General features: G+C 63.8%; 19 protein-coding genes. 15 read left to right on the top strand and 4 right to left on the bottom strand.

Features of this window, described 5'->3' with window-relative positions; all coding sequences use genetic code 11:
• Positions 1-90 precede the first annotated feature (90 nt).
• The 6 genes from BMX32_RS13930 (at position 91) to BMX32_RS13905 (ending at position 6030) form a co-directional block, all read left to right on the top strand.
• Positions 91-1044, top strand: a complete 954-nt coding sequence (locus tag BMX32_RS13930; protein WP_089979636.1) for a D-2-hydroxyacid dehydrogenase family protein — start codon at positions 91-93, stop codon at positions 1042-1044.
• A 67-nt stretch (positions 1045-1111) separates the two neighbouring features.
• Entirely contained in the window at positions 1112-1615 is a 504-nt protein-coding gene (locus BMX32_RS13925; RefSeq protein WP_089979634.1) for a DUF302 domain-containing protein, read from the top strand.
• The gene (locus BMX32_RS13920; protein WP_089979632.1) at positions 1615-3531 is read left to right on the top strand and encodes an FUSC family protein; all 1917 of its coding nucleotides are present in this window, start codon (positions 1615-1617) and stop codon (positions 3529-3531) included. Before BMX32_RS13925 ends, BMX32_RS13920 begins: the two co-directional genes overlap by 1 nt.
• Complete coding sequence (locus tag BMX32_RS13915) at positions 3528-3728, top strand: DUF1656 domain-containing protein (protein ID WP_089979630.1); 201 nt, start codon at positions 3528-3530, stop codon at positions 3726-3728. Before BMX32_RS13920 ends, BMX32_RS13915 begins: the two co-directional genes overlap by 4 nt.
• A gap of 8 nt (positions 3729-3736) precedes the next feature.
• A complete protein-coding gene (locus BMX32_RS13910) occupies positions 3737-4630 on the top strand; it encodes an efflux RND transporter periplasmic adaptor subunit (protein ID WP_089979629.1) in 894 nt (297 codons plus the stop codon).
• A complete protein-coding gene (locus BMX32_RS13905; RefSeq protein ID WP_089979627.1) occupies positions 4627-6030 on the top strand; it encodes an efflux transporter outer membrane subunit in 1404 nt (467 codons plus the stop codon). Before BMX32_RS13910 ends, BMX32_RS13905 begins: the two co-directional genes overlap by 4 nt.
• On the opposite strand, the gene BMX32_RS13900 is transcribed toward BMX32_RS13905, so the two are convergent.
• Complete coding sequence (locus BMX32_RS13900; protein ID WP_089979625.1) at positions 6027-6914, bottom strand: alpha/beta fold hydrolase; 888 nt, start codon at positions 6912-6914, stop codon at positions 6027-6029. The genes BMX32_RS13905 and BMX32_RS13900 overlap by 4 nt on opposite strands.
• Positions 6915-7056: 142 nt before the next feature.
• Complete coding sequence (locus tag BMX32_RS13895; RefSeq protein WP_089979624.1) at positions 7057-7677, bottom strand: response regulator transcription factor; 621 nt, start codon at positions 7675-7677, stop codon at positions 7057-7059.
• A 189-nt stretch (positions 7678-7866) separates the two neighbouring features.
• On the opposite strand from BMX32_RS13895, the gene BMX32_RS13890 reads away from it, so the two are divergent.
• Both BMX32_RS13890 and BMX32_RS13885 read left to right on the top strand, forming a co-directional pair.
• On the top strand, positions 7867-8850 hold the full coding sequence (locus BMX32_RS13890) for an alpha/beta fold hydrolase (protein ID WP_089979622.1): 984 nt from the start codon (positions 7867-7869) through the stop codon (positions 8848-8850).
• Positions 8851-8900: 50 nt separating this feature from the next.
• A complete protein-coding gene (locus tag BMX32_RS13885; RefSeq protein ID WP_089979620.1) occupies positions 8901-9572 on the top strand; it encodes a hypothetical protein in 672 nt (223 codons plus the stop codon).
• Positions 9573-9578: 6 nt separating this feature from the next.
• On the opposite strand, the gene BMX32_RS13880 is transcribed toward BMX32_RS13885, so the two are convergent.
• Positions 9579-10115 (bottom strand): response regulator transcription factor, encoded by a 537-nt coding sequence (locus BMX32_RS13880; RefSeq protein ID WP_139206743.1) that lies wholly within the window; start codon positions 10113-10115, stop codon positions 9579-9581.
• A gap of 470 nt (positions 10116-10585) precedes the next feature.
• Between BMX32_RS13880 and BMX32_RS13875 the strand changes: the two genes are divergently transcribed.
• The 3 genes from BMX32_RS13875 to BMX32_RS13865 all read left to right on the top strand — a co-directional run bounded on the left by BMX32_RS13875 (position 10586) and on the right by BMX32_RS13865 (position 13527).
• Positions 10586-11467, top strand: coding sequence for a helix-turn-helix domain-containing protein (locus tag BMX32_RS13875; protein WP_170843662.1), 882 nt, complete (start codon positions 10586-10588; stop codon positions 11465-11467).
• A gap of 76 nt (positions 11468-11543) precedes the next feature.
• On the top strand, positions 11544-12383 hold the full coding sequence (locus tag BMX32_RS13870) for a helix-turn-helix transcriptional regulator (RefSeq protein ID WP_170843661.1): 840 nt from the start codon (positions 11544-11546) through the stop codon (positions 12381-12383).
• Between the two features lie 307 nt (positions 12384-12690).
• Positions 12691-13527 carry an alpha/beta fold hydrolase gene (locus BMX32_RS13865; RefSeq protein ID WP_211664224.1) on the top strand — a complete coding sequence of 279 codons (837 nt, stop codon included), beginning with the start codon at positions 12691-12693 and terminating at the stop codon, positions 13525-13527.
• A 37-nt stretch (positions 13528-13564) separates the two neighbouring features.
• Here the strand turns inward: BMX32_RS13865 and BMX32_RS13860 are convergent, their stop codons facing one another.
• Positions 13565-14005 carry a hypothetical protein gene (locus BMX32_RS13860; RefSeq protein WP_089979613.1) on the bottom strand — a complete coding sequence of 147 codons (441 nt, stop codon included), beginning with the start codon at positions 14003-14005 and terminating at the stop codon, positions 13565-13567.
• 365 nt (positions 14006-14370) lie between these two features.
• Between BMX32_RS13860 and BMX32_RS13855 the strand changes: the two genes are divergently transcribed.
• Genes BMX32_RS13855 through BMX32_RS13840 form a run of 4 tightly spaced genes read left to right on the top strand, consistent with a single transcriptional unit; the run spans position 14371 to position 20658 of the window.
• Positions 14371-15522 carry an efflux RND transporter periplasmic adaptor subunit gene (locus BMX32_RS13855; protein WP_089979612.1) on the top strand — a complete coding sequence of 384 codons (1152 nt, stop codon included), beginning with the start codon at positions 14371-14373 and terminating at the stop codon, positions 15520-15522.
• Positions 15519-18716 (top strand): efflux RND transporter permease subunit, encoded by a 3198-nt coding sequence (locus BMX32_RS13850; RefSeq protein ID WP_089979610.1) that lies wholly within the window; start codon positions 15519-15521, stop codon positions 18714-18716. Before BMX32_RS13855 ends, BMX32_RS13850 begins: the two co-directional genes overlap by 4 nt.
• A 14-nt stretch (positions 18717-18730) precedes the next feature.
• A complete protein-coding gene (locus BMX32_RS13845) occupies positions 18731-20221 on the top strand; it encodes an efflux transporter outer membrane subunit (RefSeq protein ID WP_280140845.1) in 1491 nt (496 codons plus the stop codon).
• Positions 20218-20658 (top strand): hypothetical protein, encoded by a 441-nt coding sequence (locus BMX32_RS13840; protein WP_089979606.1) that lies wholly within the window; start codon positions 20218-20220, stop codon positions 20656-20658. The genes BMX32_RS13845 and BMX32_RS13840 overlap by 4 nt, the downstream gene beginning before the upstream one ends.
• Position 20659: the final 1 nt, after the last annotated feature.

Here is a 20659-nt window from a genome sequence, read left to right as displayed (position 1 = left end):
GGGTTGAATGCGGCCAAAGCGCCGGATTTGTTCTAGGCGAAATAAAGTGGCGTTCCTACGCTGGGCAGAACATTTGTCAGCGGAGCACCCATGGAACCCCTATCACGCCTGAAAATCGCTGTCCTCGACGACTATCAGGCCGAGGCCCGAAACATGGCCGACTGGCGCGCCGTCGAAGCCCGCGCCGACGTTGTGTTCTTTCACGACAATGTACGGGCCGAGGACGCTTTGGTGGCCCGACTCGAATCGTTCGACGCCGTCTGCGTAATGCGCGAGCGCACGCCGCTCGCCGAAGGGATCCTGCGACGCCTCCCGCGTCTTCGCATGATTGCGAGCACAGCACCGAGAAATGCGTCGATTGACCCGATTGCCGGGTCGCTCGGCATCGAAGTGATGCACACGGGCTATTTCTCCACGCCGACTGCGGAGCTCACTCTTGCCCTTCTCTTCGCTTGCGCCCGTAATATTCCGCTTGAGCACAACAACGTTCAGACCGGAGGGTGGCAGACGACTATCGGCGCTGATCTGAACGGAGCGACGCTCGGCATTCTTGGCCTCGGCAACATCGGTCGGGAGATTGCCCGCGTGGGGCTTGCCGTTGGCATGAAAGTGATCGCATGGAGCGAGAACCTGAACGCCGAGGACGCCACTGCCCAAAGCGTCGAAGCGGTTTCGCGCGACGAGCTCTTTTCGCGCGCCGACTTCCTATCGGTGCACGTCCAGCTCAGTGACCGCACCCGGGGTCTTGTCGGCCGGCGCGAGCTCGAGCTGATGAAGAGAGGATCGCGCTTGGTCAATACGTCGCGAAGCGCCATCGTTGACATGGATGCGCTTTGGGATGCCCTGGAGAGTGGCCAGCTCGCTGCAGCCGCCGTAGATGTTTACGACGACGAACCGCTGCCGCACGGAGACCGGCTGCGTGCTGCGCCCGGGACCCTGATCACCACACCCCACATTGGGTATGTCACGCGCGCTCTTCTCGAGCGCTTTTACGGTGACACGGTCACCAACCTGCTGACCTGGCTCGACGGCCGCGCCCACTGAGCAAATCCCCGGTGTCTGCCGTGTGGTGCGGTGGGCGTCCAGAAACGCACCAACGACGGAGATCACCATGCAAGAAGTCCACTCAATCACCCGCGTCACCGCGCCAACGAGCCTTCCCTTCGCAGCTGCCGTCGCCGCGTTCGAGTCGATGCTTGACGAGTGGGACGTGGCGGTCGAGGCGAAGCTGGTCGGAGAGCAGGCGACTTGGGGCGAGGTTGTCGAGTATGTCGACAAGGTGGCCGGCGATATTGGTCTGATGCGATTTCACAAGGTCGACCAAGGTGCCATCACTTCCCTCTCCGGGCAGTCGAAGGAGTGCGCCCTTTACCTCGTCGGAAATCCGAAGACCGCCAACGGTATCCTCGATATCGACATCCGTGCGGCCCTGTATGTGCCTTTTCGCGTTGCCATCCTCGCCCCTGTCGCGGGCGGAGAGGCAGTCCTCGTCTACGACCAACCCTCGTCTTCCCTTGCCACACTCGACCATCCCAGGCTGCATGCCATCGGCGAGGGACTCGACAGCCGCATGTCGAAGCTGGTCCAGGCGATGCGCGCTTCAAGCAATCGCTGATGGACAAACGCGCCTTCCTGTTCGGATTGAATTGTTACATCGCATCCATTGCCGCGTTGTGGACGGCGTGTTGCTTCGAGCTGCCCAACCCCTGGTGGGCAGTCCTCACCGTTGTGCTGACCAGCCAGCCCGCAGTGGAGGGTGCCATCTGGGCTAAGGCCTTCTTCCGCGTGGCCGGCACACTCCTTGGTCTTGCCGTCGCCTTGCTCATCATCCCGAACCTTGTCGACGCGCCGGAACTGATGATCCTCGCACTCGCGCTATGGGTCGGGGCCTGCGTATTTTTTGCGGTGCAGGACCGCTCCCCTGCGAACTACGCGCTGCTGCTTGCCGGCTATGGCGCCGTGCAGGTCGGCTTGCCGGTCATCGACAACCCGGTCAACATCTTCCCGACGGCGGTCTACCGCACGGAAGAAATCCTCATCGGCGTTGTGTTTGCCGCCCTCGCGCACGGCCTCTTGCTCCCCAGAAGTGTCTATAGCGCTGTCCGCGCCCGGACGCAGACAGCGCTGGAGGACATCCGGCAAGGGCTCACGGCCGCACTGTCCGGGCGCGCGTTTGCAGGACTTGCAGGCGTTGCGCAGGCCGCGATCGATCTGCACCTGCTGGCCGCAGCGTTAGGATTCGAAACGCCAAGAGGACGCCCGAGAGTTGCGACAACCAGCGCCCTTGCCGCCTCGTTCGCCACGCTTGTCCCGCATATCGCCGGACTTTCGGTACGCCGCCTTGCACCTTCCCTGCTGACGCTGCCGCCGGCCGTAGAGACCGTTTTCGGCGATGTGGCAGCCTGGGTGCGTGACCCGGATGCCAAGACGCTTGTCGCCCTGGACGAGCGGCTTGCGGCCCTGTCCCCTGCTTCTCGCCCGGACATGCGGGTAGGCGACGTCTTTCTGGCCGGCTACCTCGAGCGGCTGCGCATGGTGCTTGCGACGTTGAACGATGCATGCGCGCTTGCCCGCGCACTCGATGGCGACGGGCTCGCTCAGGCACCCCTGGAGGCGACTGCCGAAGCTCTGGCGCTTCACCGCGACCCGGTGGTTGCGGCCTGGTCGGCGCTCAACGCGGTTCTTGCCATCTGCACTTGCGGAGCCCTTGCCCTCAGCGTGCAATGGCCGCCTGCGACCATTGGCATCGGCATTGCCGCCGTGCTCACGTCCCTATTCGCGGTCTTCGACGATCCGACGCCACTGATGCGACGCATGCTGGTGTGGACGCTGGTTTCCATCCCCATCGGACTTGCGTACGTCTTCGCAATCCTCCCCGCCGTCGATGGCTTCGTGCCGCTCGCCATCGTGTTGCTGCCGGCCATCTTCATTCCGGCGGTTTTCATGGCGATCCCCCGCCACGCGTTGCGGGCGCTCGCAACGTTGCTTGTGACGACAACCATCATCGGCCTGCAGCCTGCGTATCGGGGTGACCTCGAGACCTTTTCGAACCTGGCGCTGTCGTCGGCCCTTGGCACGTCTGTGGCCCTGATGGTCACGCAGACCTTCCGTGTCATCTCCGCCACAACCCAGGCACGCCGGATTCATCGGGCTGCGCGCCGCGATCTTCGTGAGATGGCCGGTGAACGACCCGGCCCGACATTTGTCTTCGCCACGAAGATGCTCGACCGTCTGCTCCTCGAGTCGGCGCGACTGCCCGGACACGATTCAGCGCTTCTGCGCGAGCTGCGCGTTGGCGTCAATCTCGCCGAGCTCGCCCCGCTATCCGGCTACCTCGACGAGGCAGGCAAAGGAGCACTCGCCTCTGTCCGGGTCCACGTTCGCGCCCGGCCGGACCACGTCCATAGAGACGATGGTCCTCCTGCGCTCGCCGAGCTTGTCCGGAGCATTCTGCGGGTCGACGACGATGACGTGCGGCGGCGTGCGGTGACCTCGTGGTCGGGTCTTCACGCGGCGCTGGTGGAACGATGAATCGGGACTGGGACATCTGTGGTGTATTCCTCCACGGTGCGCTTGTCTCGCTCGTCGTCGCAGCGGTGCTCCACCAGCTGCTGCGACGACTCATCGCCATGGTGTCGGCCTATGCCTGGGTGTGGCATCCGGGGCTTGCCGATGCAGCCCTCTTTGTAATCCTCTGGGGCGCAGTCGTTGCGCTCTGGCCCAGCTGAGCTTGCCGATGTCTGACAAATTGCGACTTGCGCTTCGCCTTTCGCTCACGATTCTTCTTGTTGCCGGGGCCGCAGGCGCGGGGTTTTATCTGTGGACTTATTACAAGGTCGAGCCCTGGACCCGCAACGGTCGCCTGCGTGCGGACACACTGCAGATTGCGCCTGACGTCACCGGGCTCGTTACTCAAGTGCTTGTACATGACAACCAGCACGTGCGGGCAGGCGACGTCATGCTGGTCATCGATCCGGAACGCTTTGCGCTCGCCGAGCGCCAGGCAGACGCCGTCGTGCAGGAGCTTGACGTGCAGCTCCGCCAGGCGCGACGGGAAGACGGCAGAAACCGGACGCTTGGCGACGTGGTCAGTGACGAGGTGCGGGAACAGGGGCGTATGAAGGTCGACGCGCTCGAAGCCTCGCGCGCGCGGGCAATGGCCGCGGTGGCCGTCGCCCGGCTCGATGTGGAGCGCACGCGTGTGCGTGCGCCTGTCGATGGCACCGTGTCGAACATCGAGCTTCGCCCCGGTGACTATGCGACCACAGGTCACCCCTTGTTTGCCCTCATCGACGAGGCGTCGCTGCGCGTTGAAGGCTACTTCGAAGAAACCAAGCTGCGGCATATCCATGTCGGAGACTCCGTCGAGCTTGAGCTGATGGGTGACCCGGCGGTTTTCGCAGGCCATGTCGAGAGCATCGCGGGTGGCATAGAAGACCGCGACACGGTCAGCAGTCCGCGCTTGCTCGCCAACGTCAATCCGACATTCAACTGGGTACGCCTTGCCCAGCGCGTACCGGTGCGCGTGACCATCGACCACCCACCGCCGGGCGTGCTGCTCGTTGCGGGACGCACGGTGAGCGTGCGTGTGCGTCCAGCGCCCCCCGCCGTACAGGGTCGTCATCCATGAAGTGGATGATCGTGGCATCTGCGGCCGCCCTCGCCGGGTGTGCTCCGCTTACCGCCGACTACAAGCGACCGCTCGAGGCAAAAGCCAACGCGCCGGTCGCGCTCGGCATTCTTTCGGGCGCCGGTACCTCGGGACATCCCCCTGCGGATCGTTGGTGGGAGAGCTACCGGGACAACCGACTGACAGCCCTGGTCGACGACGCATTGGAGGCAAACACCGACGTGCGCGCCGCTCTTGCGACGCTTGCCCGGGCCGACGCCGGCCTTGATCTGGCCCGCGACAGCCGCCTGCCGCAGCTTTCGTTCCAGGCGCAGGGCGCCTACGCCCGGGATTCTGCGGAAGAGCAACTGACCGCCGGTCCGTTGCCCAACGAGCGCATCTACGGTCTTGGCGCGGCCGTGTCTTATCAGGTCGATCTCTTCGGCCAGGTTTCCCGCAGCATCGAAATGGCCGGCGCCGATCGGGATGCCGCTGCGGCAGCCGTGGCCGCAACCCGGGCGACCATCGCGGCCGAGACGGTCGGCGCATACATCGATATCTGCGCCGCCGGCCGTGAGATGGGTGTCGCCAAAGAAGCCGTGAGGATCGCGGGCGATCAGACCGCGCTCGCACGCCGGCGTGTGGGCGGAGGACGCAGTCCTGCACTCGACGTCAGCCGTTCGGATGCGCAGGAGGGAACGGTCAGGGCGTCCCTTCCACCGCTGGAAGCTCGCCGGACCAACGCGCTGTATCGGCTCGCGGTGCTGACCGGACGCTTTCCTGGCGAAGTGCAGGCGGGCATCGTCGACTGCGTGCAGGAGCCCACCCCGGCGACGCCCATCCCTGTCGGGGATGGCGCGACCCTGCTTCGCCGGCGTCCCGATGTCGCCGCCGCAGAAGCGGTGCTGCATGCGCGGACAGCGGAGCTCGGCGTCGTCACCGCCAACCTCTACCCACGGGTGAGCCTTGGCGCGGCGGGAGCATCGGTTGGCTTGATGAGCCGGGCTTTCGATGACGACACCTACAAGTTTTCGATCGGACCGCTCATCACCTGGCAGTTCCCCAACCGCAGGCGCGCCGACGCGCAAATCAAAGGCGCGAATGCTTCGATCGACGTGGCGCGCGCGCAGTTCGATGGTGTCGTCCTGCGCGCCTTGCGCGAAGTCGAAAGCATCTTGAGCAACTATGCCCGGGACATTGACCGACTCCATGAGCTGGAAGCGGCCCAGGCGTCAGCCGTGCGCTCCGCCGCGCAGGCGCGCGCACTTTTTGAGGGAGGACGGGAAGGATTTCTGACCGTCGTCGATGCAGAGCGGACGCGCATCGCTGTTGACGAACTGGTCGCTGCACAGCGGACCACGATTGCCCGGGACCAGGTAACGCTCTTCCTGGCCCTGGGCGGCGGATGGCCAGACCGCTAGCTCAGCATGGCGGCCGCCGTCTCGACGGGCACATCGATCTGCAACCAATGACCGGCCTGTACCGGATGATAGGTGCCGGTTGGAAGGTGGCGAAGCATGTCCTCTGCGACGCCCGTGTTGAGGTATGGGTCGTTCACGCCCCACACGAGACGCACTGGAACCTTGATCGACGCAAGCTCCGGCAAGCGCGCACTGTTGCTCGCTTCCTCAGCGAGGAGTTGACCCGTCATTTGCGCAAATGCGGGGCCAGAGCTTGGTTGCTCCCGGAAGTTCGCATCGATGAGCGGCCCCAGAAAGGCGTGATAGCGCTCGCGGTGCTCATCGGCGAGGACCTCCTGGAAACGCGCGCGCTGAAACTGGAGTATCCAGGCAAACTGCGCTGGCGAGCGCACGACCGCATCGGTGAGCGCCCGAAGCGCGGGAGAGGCGAAGAATTCGATGAACTCCGGATGACGCATCGTGGCCGACTCGGCATAGAGGCAGTTGAGCAAAACCATGCCGTCGACTCTATCGGGGTAATCGAGCGCAAAGTTCAGTGCCGCCGGGCCCGATGAGTCGTGTGCGACCGGGATGACCCGGCGAAGAGAGAGATGGTCGACGACGGCGGCGAGGTCTTCGACCTGCTGGCGAAAGCTGTACGTTGCGCCAGCGGGCTTATCGGACTCGCCAAAGCCCAGAAAATCGAAGGTGACGACCTGACGCCCTGCGCCCACCAGATGCGGAATGAGATGGTCGTAGATGTGCTGATTGTCCGGAAATCCATGCATCATGACGAAGGCCGGGCCGGCCCCATCGAAATGACGGACCGAGAGCGTTCCACCGGGCCCCGGGACACGCAGCTCGCGGCCCTGTGGCAGTTCAGGATGGGTCGAGGCATGGTTCATGACATTTCTCCGAGCGTTGGACGACTCCGTGATCCTGCCCGCAGGCCAAACGCGTGCAGCACCACACCGTTGCTAGCGTGCGCGGTGAGCCGTCTACCCGGCTAGCACTCAGCCGTCTTTTTGGCACCAAACGCGCGGCGCCTCAGCGGGCACGGCTGATGATGCCGAGCTGGTAGCCAAGCACCGCCGCATGGGTACGGTCCCTTGCACCAAGACGGACAAAAACGCTTTTCAAGTGTGCCTTGACCGTCTCGATGGTGATCCCGAGCTCACGTGCGATCTCCCCGTTGGAGCGACCAAGCCCCACCCTGCGTAGTACATCGACCTCGCGGAGCGTCGGAACCTCATGTCCAGCGCGGCCCCACCGGTCAAGGCCGTGCGACAGACTACCCTCGTGAACACGGGCGATGAGGCACGCAAGGTCCGGGCGTGAGATGCACTTGAATACGCACGCCGAGGCACCCGCCCGTAAGGCAAGGTGCGCATGCAATTTACGTCCTGGGTCGACCAGCGCGATACACCGCGGCCTGTGTCGACCCATGCGTGCCCGGCGAATGACATCCAGGCCGTCGACCTTTGGCATCCGGAGCGGCAAGACGACAATGTCGGGCTCGAGCGAGGTAGCCAGTGCCAGCACTTCTGCGCCGTCGGCCGCCTCACCAACGATCGTCACGCGTTCTGCGTCAGCGACAACGGAGGAAAGGCCACGCCGGATCAGCGGATGGGGGTCGGCGACGAGAACTCGGATGGAAGGAGACAGCATGGACAAATCCGGCAATGACCTGTGAACGTCGTTACGTTGCACGATGCATGGTCAACGTCCTGAGCAGGCTTTTTTGTGTACGAGAGGTGATTTGGGACAAAAGGTTTGCCCGGCGACAAGCGCAACGGGCCATGCGCAGCCCAAAGTCACGCCGACAAACAGCCGTCCCGCCCCAACGAGGAACCCAGCATGCACTCCAATCCGCCGCGTCTACCCCGCCGCCAGTTCCTCAGCGAGGCGACCAAGGTCTCGGTCGCCGCAGCAGGCTTCGCCGCCGGGCTTGCCTCGGGCGTGAACGGTACTGCCAATGCCGCTCCGGCTCCTACCGGGGGCTCACGCCACGCCGCCAATGGAAACTATCTGACGGTCAAGGACGGCACGCGAATCTTCTACCGCGACTGGGGCACCGGCCCCGTGGTGACATTCTCGCATGGCTGGCCCCTGACGGCCGACGCGTGGGATGCACAGATGTTTTATCTGTCGTCGAATGGTTTTCGCGTGATTGCCCACGATCGCCGCGGTCACGGTCGTTCGAGCCAGCCGTGGGACGGAAATGACATGGACACCTACGCCGACGATCTCGCCGCCCTTCTCGACGCCCTGAACGTCAGGGGCGCCACACTCGTTGGACATTCAACCGGCGGCGGTGAGGTGGCACGTTACATCGGCCGGCACGGCACGTCGCGGGTGGCCAAGGCCGTACTCATTTCCGCGGTCCCCCCGCACCTCGCCCAGAGTCCGACGAATCCCGCGGCCGCCCCGATGTCCGTGTTTGACGGGCTTCGGTCCTCGGTGATCGCGAACCGGTCCCAGTTCTTCAAGGACCTCGCAATGCCGTTCTTCGGCTACAACAAGCCGGACGTCAAGCCATCCCAGGGCATCATCGACTCTTTCTGGGCGCAGGGAATGATGGCATCGGTGAAGGCTGCATACGACTGCATCAAAGCCTTTTCCGAAACTGATTTTACCGACGATCTCGCGAAGATGACGGTACCTACCCTGATCATCCAGGGTGACGCCGATCAGATCGTCCCCTTCAACATCTCCGGGGAGCGCCAGGCGAAGATCCTGCCGAAGCCGACGCTGAAGGTGTATCCCGGCGCTCCGCATGGACTGTGTGTGACCGAGGCCGACAAGGTCAACGCCGACCTTCTGGCCTTCTTACGGTCCTGACCCTAAGGCAGGCGCGGCATCGCTCCGCCTGCCGACCACGGTGGTAGACCATGGCTAGCCTTCTCGGTTCTGCCCTGCGCTTACACGGCGGGATGGATCGTTGGCAACGGGTGTCGCTGATCCGCGCCCGTTTGCTTGCACACCGGATGCCCCCGGCTGAGGACGTGTGGAATCTGTTCGACCTTCAGGCGAGTACGCGATTGCCCGTTGTCTGCCTCGAGCACCGGTCACCCGATGGCCTCATCAGCAGCTATGAGAACGGATCGCTCGCATTCTATGGGCACAGTGGTCAACGACTCGCAACGCCTGACCTCTCCGGGACGCACGGACGCCTCGACGACGACGTGCGGACGGTCTTCGGGCTCAGTGGATTCATATGGCTGGCACTCAATGCTCCGTTCATTCTCGCAACCTCCGGGTTCGACCCCCAGGTAGTCGAACCATCCGGGTCGAAGCGACGGGGCCGGCTTTGCGTGCTCTCGCCGGAACCGCTCGGAGGTCGGGCCCGACCGCTGATCGCAGCGTTTGCCTCCAGCGGCCTGCTCCGGGCGCTTCACCAACGAGCCGACGGTGCCGGCGGCCCGGAGACCACTTCCGTTCCGACCGAATATGTCCTCGAACGCGGCCTGCTCGTTGCACGTCGACACCGTATGCGCCTGCGTCGAAGCGGCGAGCAGCCGTCCCACCTCAACCTGATGATCGAAGCAATCACCCTCGGGTGAAACGCTTTAGAGAACCCGGCTTTCCATAGCGATGAGCACGGCCTGCGTTCGGTCCGTCGTATCGAGCGCCCTCAGCACCGCCTGCACCTCGGCATTGATAGAGGACACCGACAGGGCAAGCCTCTCGGCGATGGCACTGTTGGGCAATCCCTCCGCCATCAGGTGAAGCAACGCGCGCTGACGCGCAGACAGTACGGGACGCTTTTGCGGTGCCGCAAACAGAGCCGTTGCACCAGGCGAGAAATAGGAACCACCTGATGCGACGCTGCCGATGGCGGCCGTGACCTGGGTCAATCCGTCGGCGCGGAGAATGGCGCCCGCGACGGATGCGTGCTGCAGAAGGTCGGGCGCAACCGGCGAATTCACGGAGGTGACAATGATGAGCTGCGTTCCCAGCTCCATGGCCTTCTCCGCGATAGCCGCCAGGCCGCCTTCACCATAGATGCCCGCGTCGACAACTGCCATGTCGGCCCGCGTGCCGATGAGCTGAACGATCGCGGCGCCGACGTTCTGCGCTTCGCCAACAACCCTGACCGCGGCCACGTCGAGGCACGCTTCAGCGACACCCCGCCGAAAGAGGGGCTGGCGGTCAACGAGGAGAAGTTTTCTCTGGGGTTTCAAGGTGCAGGCACATCTGCGAACGAGGTCCTGAATCTTCCCCGTCCGCACATGCGCGGTCTTGTCACCGAACGCGCGCCTGCGGGCTCGATGGAAAAACGGGTCGTTTCAGGCAAAAGCGGGTGGGGAGGTCAAGCGGGCCCGCATCCCCTGCCGGAGGATGGGATTACGTCAAGAATATGCCGATTTTGCAAGCCTCGCACGGGCCCAGCGTTAACGGAAACCATGGTGCGTTGCACCGTCGGCAGTACACAAATGGCAAGGTGAGGGATGCCCATGGCGGCAGTGTCCGGGCAACCTTTGCCAGCCAGCCACGGCATCTACGAGGCGTCCTGATGACTGCACGCCCGTGCCTGAAGGCATACAGCGCACCCCTGCGTGGTGCAGGTTTTCTCATGACCCGATCGATACTGATAAACGCAGTTGTCGCCGTCGATGACCCGCTTGTGGCGTTGGTTGAACGCGGCGCATCCATTCAAAGGGCGACTTGCGGGGTGTCGGTTCTTCGTATGAGGGGGGGCGTGTGCGAGCAGCCTGTCGTCTTCAGGCCGCAGGCGAGCTATCTCCTTGTCGTCCCCGCGTTGACAGACGAGGACCTGGGGAAATCCCGGCTCGCAAACCTCGTTGACGGCGGCACGGTCCGCCAGTCCGCAGACGACTGGCTCCTGGCTTACCTTCCGGTTCGCGCCTTCGAATCCATTGCCGGCCGATGGCAGCTCTCGGCGAATCCTGTTACCCCGGGCGTCCATCCCATCGAGGACGACGCCACTGCACGGCATCTATGTCTGACGCTGCTCTGCGCTCCCCGGCCCGAACGCCCCCTCGACGTGCTGTTCAACAATTCCATCGCGAAAGCGCTCCTGGCGCACTTCCTCGATACCTATTGTGCGGCTACGACGCCCAGCGCGATCCTACCTGGCCTCCGGCTCTCGCCATGGCAGCTGCGAATCGCCGAGGAGACGATGCTCGATCGCATCGATCAGCGCCTGCCCATATCGACGGTTGCAGAGCGATGCGGCGTCTCCGTCGTCCATTTCTCACGCGCATTCCGGCGTTCGACGAGCGAAACACCTCATCGCTGGCTCATGCGCCGACGCCTCGAACGCGCTTGCGTGCTGCTTGCCGAAACCAATGACTCCATCACCGACATCGCACTAGCGTGCGGATTTTCCGACCAAAGCCACCTCACGCGCACGTTTTCCATCTTGCTTAACACCACTCCTGCGGTCTGGAGGCAAATGCAGCGACGTCAGCGTCTTCGAGAACCCGATGAGTAACAACACGATAGCCCGCCGTTTTCGCCTTCCGGAGGCACCGACCGTCTCCTCTTACTCCGGGCCAGGAGCGCCGGTCATGATTTCACGCCTTTCTTGCGCTGAAGCAGGGCATGGGGCATTGCGGGCCATCAATCGTGAAGATGCTTATGCACTGCATCTCGTACTCCGCCCGGTTGACGTGGACTTCCGGCTTGGCGGACGGGACGTACCGAACGAAGGAAACGAGGCCGGAGGGCTTTATCTACTTGACCTACAAGCGACGACACTTGTGGATTTTCGATCCGCGTTCGACGTCGTGCGCTTTTACATCACGCGGCAGAGCCTCGATGATCTGGCTGAGGAAGGCAGCCTCGCGCCCGTCGCAGGGCTCATGCGTCCTCCGCTTGGTGCACGTGATGAAATCCTTCATTCGCTCGCCCTCGCGATGCTGCCTGCGCTTGCGCGCCCTGACGAGGCGAACAGCCTGTTCATCGATCACGTCACGCGCGCCTTCCACGCCCACGTCACGCGGACTTACGGTGGCGCGGCAAGGGAATCGGATGGTCGACGGCAGGCGCTTGCATGTTGGCAAGCCCGTGTGGCCACGGAGCTGATGGACTCGCGGCTCGACGGCAAGGTGTCGGTGCGCGATCTCGCCGTCGCCTGCAACCTGTCGATAAGTCACTTTTCGAGGGCGTTCGTGCAGACCTTCGGCATGCCTCCGCACCGTTGGCTCATCGCCCGACGCATTGACCATGCCAAGGCACTTATCCGCAGCGGCTCCCTCCCCCTGGCCCAGATCGCCACGGCATCGGGGTTTGCGACACAGAGCCACTTCACCCGCGTGTTCACCTCGGTTGTAGGAGCATCGCCGAGTCGCTGGGGACGTCTGTCAAATCCCCACGCCGCGCCCGGGCTGCCACGCCGCGGAGTGTGAAACGCCGCCTTCGCATACGCCTTGATGCGATGCGTGCGGTCGACGCTGGCGAACGCGACTCTCCGGACGTCATGGCCGCGCCCTCCGTCTGCGCCGATATTCCGTTTCGTGCGAGCGGGATACTCGGCGTTGTCGTCCGGCCGTAGCGTCGATGACAGACGGACAAATCCAGACGTCCGGACCGTGCGATCGCTCAGCCACTCTGCCAATGACTATTCCGGCAAATAGTTCTCCCTCGTGCTATCCCGCGTTCAGCGCAGCAGCGAGCATGGATTGCCGCCTCCTGCGGTTTGACTGGACACCATCCATGAAACATTCCCACTACTCACGCGTACTACCGTGCCTTGCCATCGCATGCGTCATGGCGACGGGCGTCAGCGCCGGCGATCTCGCTTCGTCTGGCTCCGGGGACGCTCTGCGTGGTCACCCCGATCGTCCGCAGCATCCGGACCTTTCCAGAGTCAACGTCGTGCTCGTCCATGGCGCGTTTGCCGATGGGTCGAGCTGGTCGAAGGTGATTCCCCTCCTGCGCGAGCGTGGGCTGCACGTCGTGGCGGTACAGAACCCCGAATCCTCGCTCGCCGACGACGCCGATGCCGCCACCCGCACCATCAACCAGCAAAGCGGGCCGGTCGTACTGGTCGGACACTCCTGGGCGGGTGCAGTCATCACGCAAGCCGGGATCAACAGGAAGGTCAAGGCGCTGGTGTACGTGTCGGCGTTTGCGCCCGACAAGGGCCAGTCGGTCAACGACATTCTCGCGCCCTACCCGGCGCCCGCCTGGGCCTCGGCGCTCGTCTACGACGAAGGGAACTACATGACGCTCCCGGAGAAGAACATCCTGGAGGACTTCGCTCCGGACCTGCCGAAGAATGACGCGAGGCTCCTTGCGACCATCCAGGTGCCGTGGAACGAGCGCTGTCTCGGTGACAAACTAACCGCGGCGGCTTGGCGCACCAAACCCTCGACGTGGGTGCTGTCCCTCGACGATCGCATCATTCCTGCGGAGCTACAGGAGCAAATGTCGTCGCACATCGGTGCAAAGGTCACCCGAATCCATTCGAGCCACGTATCGCTGCTCAGCCATCCCCGCGAAGTGGCTGAGGCCATCATCGACACAGCCGAGGACGTCGCCGGCCACTAAAGAAAGGCGGGAGAATGAACTCCCGCCTTTTTTCACATCACGGCTTCGGACGCGGGCGCATGAGGTAGGTAAGCGGCCAAAGGGGGCCGACCGGAATGAGCTGGAACTTCATCAGCCCGGCGCGACCCAAGGGCAGCTTCTCGAGCAGCGCATGGGCCTCGTCCGGCGTCTTGACGTTCATGAGGAAGACGACGCCCTCCTCGTCCTGGCGAGCAAACCACTGGTCAATCTTGCCGTCCATTGCAAGCCACGCCGTATCCGAGACCTCCTGCGGGACCATCTGGTCAAGCTGGGCCTTGGTCGGCTGCCTGGTGAAGCTGCCGATGGCCAGGATCCTGGTCGTCGGGACCTTGTCCGTGGCCGCTGAACCGGCTTGATCGGCGGCATGGGCCTCCGGTGTCAAGCACGATGCAACGGCGAGGGCCACCATGCAGCAGAGGCCGACGGTCTTCGACTTTAAATTTTGGGCTGTGATCATGGCTTTGCTCCGCGATGGGTAAAGACAGCATCGACGCACACGCAGCAATCCGATTGAATGGTGCGGTCACAATTGCCCGAATCGCGCCCGGCAATAGACAAACGTCGCGGCGATGCCACCGCAGAGAGCATCGATCCGCTGGCAAGGCTCCTTTGAGCTCCCCCGACGCATCGCTTTGCGCGGTCGATCGTCCCGCGCAGCGCGCGCCAAATTAGTGTCGACGCGGCGTGAACGGGACAAAAGACTCGTGCGCTTCTATCAAGCACTGCGCATGCGCGGAAAACTTTCACCGCGGATTCCCATTCATCGAACAGGTCGTCCGACGTCACGACAGCGCCCGCCCGGCGCCCACAGAGGGATGCGTCATGCCCGGTCTTTCCCGATTCAACTTACTAGCCATGGGCACCGCCCTCTTGCCACTCGTTGCCGCCCTCGCAGCGTGTGGGAGCAAACCAGCAGGCGCCGCCCAAGCCGGGCCTCCTGACGTCGACGTCGCGGTCGTCGGGACCCGGACCGTCACCGACTGGCAGGCATACTCGGGGCGGCTCCAGGCCATCAATCGCATCGACATCCGGGCGCTCGTCCCCGGCACCATCATGGCGGTGTACTTCCGGGATGGGCAGTCGGTGCGCAAAGGCGATGCCCTGTTCCTGATCGATCCGAGGACGTACACGGCGGCCGTCGACCGCGCCACCGCACAACTCGCTGCCGCGCGTGCACGCCAGCGCTTCACCACGCTCGACTATGCGCGGTCGAAAAAACTCCTCGATGGTAACGCCATCTCGAGGCGTGACTTTGACGACCGTGCCAACGCATCGTTCGAAGCGGACGCCAACGTAAAGGCCGCGGAGGCGGCCGTCGAGTCTGCCAAGGTCGATCTTGGCTACACAAAGATCGTCGCACCTGTCGACGGGCGGATGTCGCGCGCCGAGCAGACGGTGGGGAACATCGTATCGGCGGGCTATTCATCGCCGGTGCTCTCGACGCTGGTGTCCATGAATCCGATCTATGCAGGATTCGATGTCGACGAGTCGACCTATCTGCGATACCTGAGCAAAGAAACTCAGAGCGTGCCAGTCCGCATGGGCCTTGCCAGTGACGACGGCTTCCCGCGGACGGGCACCATCGACTCCATCGACAACGAGGTCAGCCACACGGCCGGCACCATCCGTGTGCGTGCCCGCTTCGACAATGCCGACGGTGCGCTTCTTCCGGGGCTTTATACGCGCGTGATGGTCGGAGGAAGCGCGCCACATGCGGCTGTTCTCATCGACGACCGCGCGGTGTCGACGGATCAGGCCAAGAAATTTGTCCTTGTCGTCGACGACAAGCAGCATGCGCAGTATCGCGAGGTCACACTCGGCCCCGTCATCGACGGGTTACGCGTGGTGCAGAACGGCCTGAAGCCAGGCGAGCGGATTGTCGTCAGCGGACTCCAGCGCGTGCATCCTGGCGACCCGGTGAAGCCCAACGCCGTGGCCATGGCCGGTGAATCGACCGTGGCGGACGCGAAATGAACATCTCGCGCTTCTTCATCGACCGGCCCATCTTCGCCGGGGTGCTGTCGACGCTCATCCTGCTCGCTGGCGTCATCGCGATGTTCCAGTTGCCGATCGCGGAATACCCTGAGGTGGTGCCACCCACGGTGGTCGTCAACGCGTCGTATCCTGGCGCGAATCCGAAGGTCATCGCCGACACCGTTGCCGCACCGCTCGAAGAGCAGATCAACGGTGTCGAAGGAATGCTCTACATGCAGTCCCAGGCGAGCACCGATGGCAACATGACGCTGACGGTAACCTTCCGCCTCGGTGTCGACCCGGACAAGGCGCAGCAACTGGTGCAGAACCGGGTCAACCAGGCCCTGCCCCGCCTCCCGCCCGACGTCCAGCTTCTCGGCACGACGACGCTAAAGGCGTCTCCGACGCTGACGATGGTCGTCCACCTCATCTCGCCGGATGCACGGTACGACCAGACGTATCTGCGCAACTACGCTCTCATCAACGTCAAGGAGCGGCTCGAGCGTATCAATGGCGTCGGCCAGGTGGTGCCCAAGGGGTCCGGCGACTATGCCATGCGCGTGTGGCTCGACCCGGCCAGGCTTGCCGAGCGCAAACTGACAACGTCGGACGTGACCAATGCGATCCGCGAACAGAACCTTGCCGTCGCCGCGGGTGTCATCGGCGGCTCTCCGCAAACCACCGAGGTCCCACTGCAGCTGTCCATCAACACCCAGGGGCGGCTGCAGAGCGAAGAAGAGTTCGGGAACATCATCCTCAAAAGCGAGCGCGGCGCCGTCACGCATCTCAGGGACGTCGCCCGCATTGAGCTCGGTGCTGCAGAATTCGGTTCGCGCGCGTTGCTCGACAACAAACAGGCGGCGTCCATGTGGATATTCCAGCTGCCCGGGGCCAATTCGCTGCAGGTCTCCCATGATGTCCGGGAAGCGATGGCGGATCTGCGGAAAGACATGCCGCCCGGCGTCGATTACAGCATCGTGTATGACCCGACGCTGTTTGTGCGCTCGAGCATCGACGCGGTCATCCACACGCTCATTGAAGCCATCGCGCTCGTCGTGCTCGTGGTCATCGTGTTCCTCCAGACCTGGCGGGCGTCGCTCATTCCGCTTCTTGCCGTACCGGTGTCCATTGTCGGCACGTTCTCGCTGCTCTTGCTGCTTGGCTATTCCATCAACGCCCTGTCGCTCTTCGGTATGGTGCTGGCCATCGGCATCGTGGTCGACGATGCCATCGTCGTGGTCGAAAACGTCGAGCGCAACATCGAGTCCGGGCTGTCGGCGCGGGATGCGACCTACCAGGCGATGAGCGAGGTCAGTGGGCCCATCGTCGCCATTGCGCTGACCCTCGTTGCGGTATTCGTCCCCCTTGCATTCATGAGCGGCCTGACCGGTCAGTTCTACAAGCAGTTTGCCATCACGATCGCCATCTCGACGGTCATCTCCGCCTTCAATTCCCTGACGCTCTCACCCGCGCTGTCTGCTCTGCTGCTCAAGGGACGCGACGAACCGAAAGACTGGCTCGCGCGGGGCATCGACCGGGTGTTCGGGCGCTTCTTTGCAGGTTTCAACCGGTTGTTCAACCGGGGGTCGGACCGCTATGGCCACGGGGTCGCCCGGGTCATCAACCGCAAGGGCGGCATGCTGGTGGTCTACGCTGTCCTTGTCGGGCTAACCCTCTTCCTCGGACACATCGTCCCGGGTGGGTTCATCCCTGCGCAGGACAAGGAGTACCTGATTTCGGTAGCGCAACTGCCCAATGGCGCGTCGCTCGACCGGACAGAAGCGGTGGTACGGGAGATGGGTGCCATCGCGATGAAGCAGCCCGGCGTGGCCCATGCCGTGCAACACCCGGGCCTGTCCATCAACGGATTCGTCAATTCATCCAACGCCGTTGTCATGTTCCTCTCACTCAAGCCGTTCGATGAACGCGATGGACCCGGGGAATCGGCCGGGGAGATCGCCATGGCCCTCAACCAGAAATACGGCGCGATCAAGGGCGCGTATATCGCGGTGTTTCCCCCGCCGCCCATCCTGGGTCTCGGATTTCTGGGCGGATTCAAGCTGCAGATTGAAGACCGAGGGGCACAGGGGTACGGCGCGCTCAACGAGGCCACGAAGGCATTCCTCGCCAAGGCAGCCAAGACGCCCGAGCTCGGGCCCGGTTTTACCAGCTATCAGATCGATGTCCCCCAGCTCAAAGTCGACCTCGATCGTGAAAACGCCAAGCAGCTCGGCGTGCAGGTCACCGATGTCTTCAACACCATGCAGGTCTACCTCGGATCTCAGTACGTCAATGACTTCAACCGCTTCGGACGCGTCTTCCAGGTCCGCGTGCAGGCCGACTCCCCGTTTCGCGCCCATGCAGAGGACATCGGCCTCCTCAAGACGCGAAACGACGCCGGCGAGATGATTCCGCTCTCCTCGCTCGTCAAGGTCTCGACCACCTTCGGGCCCGAAACGGTGGTGCGCTACAACGGGTATCTGGCCGCCGACATCAACGGGGGTCCTGCTCCCGGATACTCATCCGGCCAGGCGCAGGCGGCGGTGGAGCGGATAGCAGCCGAAACACTGCCGCGTGGCTTCAAGCTCGAATGGACGGACCTGACCTACCAGCAAATCATCGCTGGCAATGCGTCGCTGCTCGTCTTTCCCATCAGTCTGCTCCTTGTCTATCTGACGCTCGCGGCACTGTACGAAAGCCTTACGCTGCCCCTTGCCGTCATCCTCATCGTACCGATGAGCATCCTCTGTGCGCTGGCCGGCGTGTGGCTCAACCATGGTGACAACAACATCTTTACCCAGGTGGGCTTCATGGTGCTGGTGGGCCTGGCGTCGAAGAACGCCATTCTCATCGTCGAGTTTGCCCGTGAACTCGAGATGCAGGGCCGGGGCATCGTCGACGCCGCCATCGAGGCAAGCCGCCTGCGACTGCGCCCGATCCTGATGACTTCCATTGCCTTCATCATGGGTGTCCTGCCGCTCGTCCTCTCCTCCGGCGCGGGATCGGAGATGCGACACGCCATGGGCATCGCAGTGTTCTTCGGCATGCTGGGCGTCACCTTCTTTGGTTTGCTGCTGACACCCGTGTTCTACGTGCTCTTGCGCATCCTGGCCGGCCGCAAGCCACTGCTCGACAAGCACGGCCACAATGCGCGGGTCATCGGCATCGACGATGCTGCCCCGGGGGGTGCGTGATGAAAAGATCGGTCGTGGCGCTTGTCGCGCCCCTCATCCTTACCGTTGCCGGATGCTCGCTTGCCCCGACGTACAGAGTGCCCGATGTGCCCACGGCAACGGCCTTCCGGGAAACGCTTCCCGGTCAGGACGGAACGAAGTGGCAGGAGGCCGTCCCGGCGGAGGCCATGACACGCGGGCAGTGGTGGACGGTCTTCGGTGACGCACGACTCGATGCACTCGAGGAGTCGGCACAGCGCGCGAACCAGGACCTCGCGGCCGCCGCCGCGCGGCTCCGCCAGGCGCGCGCACTCGAACAGGTGGCCGACGCCGCGCGCTGGCCGGGAGTCGATGCAGGCTTCGGCCCAACCCGGCAGCAAAATGCACCCGGCTCGCTCGGGGTGCCCCAGACCGCACCGAGACCCGGTGCGCAGACGGTCTGGCGCGCGCAGGGCACGGTATCTTACGAAGTCGACCTTTTCGGACGCGTGGCGTCCACCGTCCACGCCGCACGGGCGGACACGCAAGAGAGCGAAGCGCTGTTCCGTTCGGTGCAACTCGCCTTGCAGGCCGACGTGGCGCAACGGTACTTCGCCATCCGTGAACTCGATGCCGAAACGGCTGTTTTCCGTCGCGCGGTTGAACTGCGCACCGACGCGCTGACCTTCGCGCAGCATCGCATGGAGGCGGGTGACATCAGCGGGCTTGAGCTTGCGCAGGCCGAAGCCGAGCTTGCATCGGCGCAGTCGGATGCCATGACAGTCGACCGACAGCGCGCCAACGCCGAGCATGCGCTCGCCGTATTGCTCGGCGACTCGCCGTCGACCTACACCTTTGCCGCGGCCCCTCTCGAGCCGGTGACGGTCTTCGTGCCGCCTGGCCTTCCTTCGACACTCCTCGAGCGCCGGCCGGACGTGGCAGCGGCCGAGCGTGCGATGGCTGCCGAGAATGCACGCATCGGCATTGCCCGCGCCGCCTGGTTTCCGTCCCTCGTCCTGACCGGCGCAGGGGGATATGAGTCGGGCAATTTCACGGATCTCTTCAAGTGGTCGAGTCGCACCTTCCTGCTCGGGCCACTGGTCGGCACGTCGCTGACGCTCCCCATCATTGACGGCGGCGTCAGACGAGGGAACGTGGCCAATGCCCATGCACGGTTCGAGGAAAGCGCGGCCAGGTATCACCAACAGGTCCTCGTGGCGTTCCAGGAGGTGGAGGACAACCTCTCGACGCTGCGGATCCTCGCTCAGCAGACGAAGGTCCAGGGGCGGGAGGTCGACGCGTCGGCCCGCGCGACGAACCTGTCGAAAATGCAGTACGACGATGGGTCGGTCGCCTATCTCACGTTCCTTGACGCCGAGCGGACGGAACTGCAGGCACGGCTCATTGCCGTTCGCCTCCAGGGCAGCAACGCGGCGGCATCCGTAAACCTCATCCGAGCCCTTGGCGGCGGGTGGGACGGTTTTCCGGTCGCGACGGCCGTCGCCTCCAGCAGCCCGGTTTCAGATCACGCAGGAGATACACCATGACCGACACGTCGCTTGGCGACATCCTCCGCGCCACGCAGGCGTGCAAGACCGAAGACTGCCTGCGCGAACTGGAGCGAACCGCCCTTGGGCGCGGTCCGACCGCCGAACACGATCTGGGCCTGGTGCGGGATTTCTTCGACCAGGCCAAAACGTACTTCACCAGCCGCATTCTCGCGCGCGCGGATATCAAGCCCGTCGTCATCGGCAATGGGCAGAACATGACGGTGTCTCTCATCCTCCAGACCTTCCGCTGGCACGCCGAGTACGACATCCGCAGTCCGATGCATCCGTACAACGGCGTGTGGCGACCGTTCGAAACCTGGTGCGCGGACAACGGGCTTGCGCCGGAGCTGTTCCGGTGCAAGGACTCCAAGGGACGCGAGCACTGGTACGTGCTTCGCGTCCACCCTGCCCCGGTTGCCGGCGTACCCGACTGAC

This window comes from Luteibacter sp. UNCMF331Sha3.1 (assembly GCF_900109915.1).
Taxonomy (GTDB): domain Bacteria; phylum Pseudomonadota; class Gammaproteobacteria; order Xanthomonadales; family Rhodanobacteraceae; genus Luteibacter.
This window is presented reverse-complemented; position numbering and strand designations above follow the sequence as displayed.

Coding starts and splice junctions, on each gene's coding strand:
- BMX32_RS13930 (WP_089979636.1), top strand. CDS start 91: ATGGAACCCCTATCACGCCTGAAAATCGCTGTCCTCGACGACTATCAG.
- BMX32_RS13925 (WP_089979634.1), top strand. CDS start 1,112: ATGCAAGAAGTCCACTCAATCACCCGCGTCACCGCGCCAACGAGCCTT.
- BMX32_RS13920 (WP_089979632.1), top strand. CDS start 1,615: ATGGACAAACGCGCCTTCCTGTTCGGATTGAATTGTTACATCGCATCC.
- BMX32_RS13915 (WP_089979630.1), top strand. CDS start 3,528: ATGAATCGGGACTGGGACATCTGTGGTGTATTCCTCCACGGTGCGCTT.
- BMX32_RS13910 (WP_089979629.1), top strand. CDS start 3,737: ATGTCTGACAAATTGCGACTTGCGCTTCGCCTTTCGCTCACGATTCTT.
- BMX32_RS13905 (WP_089979627.1), top strand. CDS start 4,627: ATGAAGTGGATGATCGTGGCATCTGCGGCCGCCCTCGCCGGGTGTGCT.
- BMX32_RS13900 (WP_089979625.1), bottom strand. CDS start 6,914: ATGAACCATGCCTCGACCCATCCTGAACTGCCACAGGGCCGCGAGCTG.
- BMX32_RS13895 (WP_089979624.1), bottom strand. CDS start 7,677: ATGCTGTCTCCTTCCATCCGAGTTCTCGTCGCCGACCCCCATCCGCTG.
- BMX32_RS13890 (WP_089979622.1), top strand. CDS start 7,867: ATGCACTCCAATCCGCCGCGTCTACCCCGCCGCCAGTTCCTCAGCGAG.
- BMX32_RS13885 (WP_089979620.1), top strand. CDS start 8,901: ATGGCTAGCCTTCTCGGTTCTGCCCTGCGCTTACACGGCGGGATGGAT.
- BMX32_RS13875 (WP_170843662.1), top strand. CDS start 10,586: ATGACCCGATCGATACTGATAAACGCAGTTGTCGCCGTCGATGACCCG.
- BMX32_RS13870 (WP_170843661.1), top strand. CDS start 11,544: ATGATTTCACGCCTTTCTTGCGCTGAAGCAGGGCATGGGGCATTGCGG.
- BMX32_RS13865 (WP_211664224.1), top strand. CDS start 12,691: ATGAAACATTCCCACTACTCACGCGTACTACCGTGCCTTGCCATCGCA.
- BMX32_RS13860 (WP_089979613.1), bottom strand. CDS start 14,005: ATGATCACAGCCCAAAATTTAAAGTCGAAGACCGTCGGCCTCTGCTGC.
- BMX32_RS13855 (WP_089979612.1), top strand. CDS start 14,371: ATGCCCGGTCTTTCCCGATTCAACTTACTAGCCATGGGCACCGCCCTC.
- BMX32_RS13850 (WP_089979610.1), top strand. CDS start 15,519: ATGAACATCTCGCGCTTCTTCATCGACCGGCCCATCTTCGCCGGGGTG.
- BMX32_RS13840 (WP_089979606.1), top strand. CDS start 20,218: ATGACCGACACGTCGCTTGGCGACATCCTCCGCGCCACGCAGGCGTGC.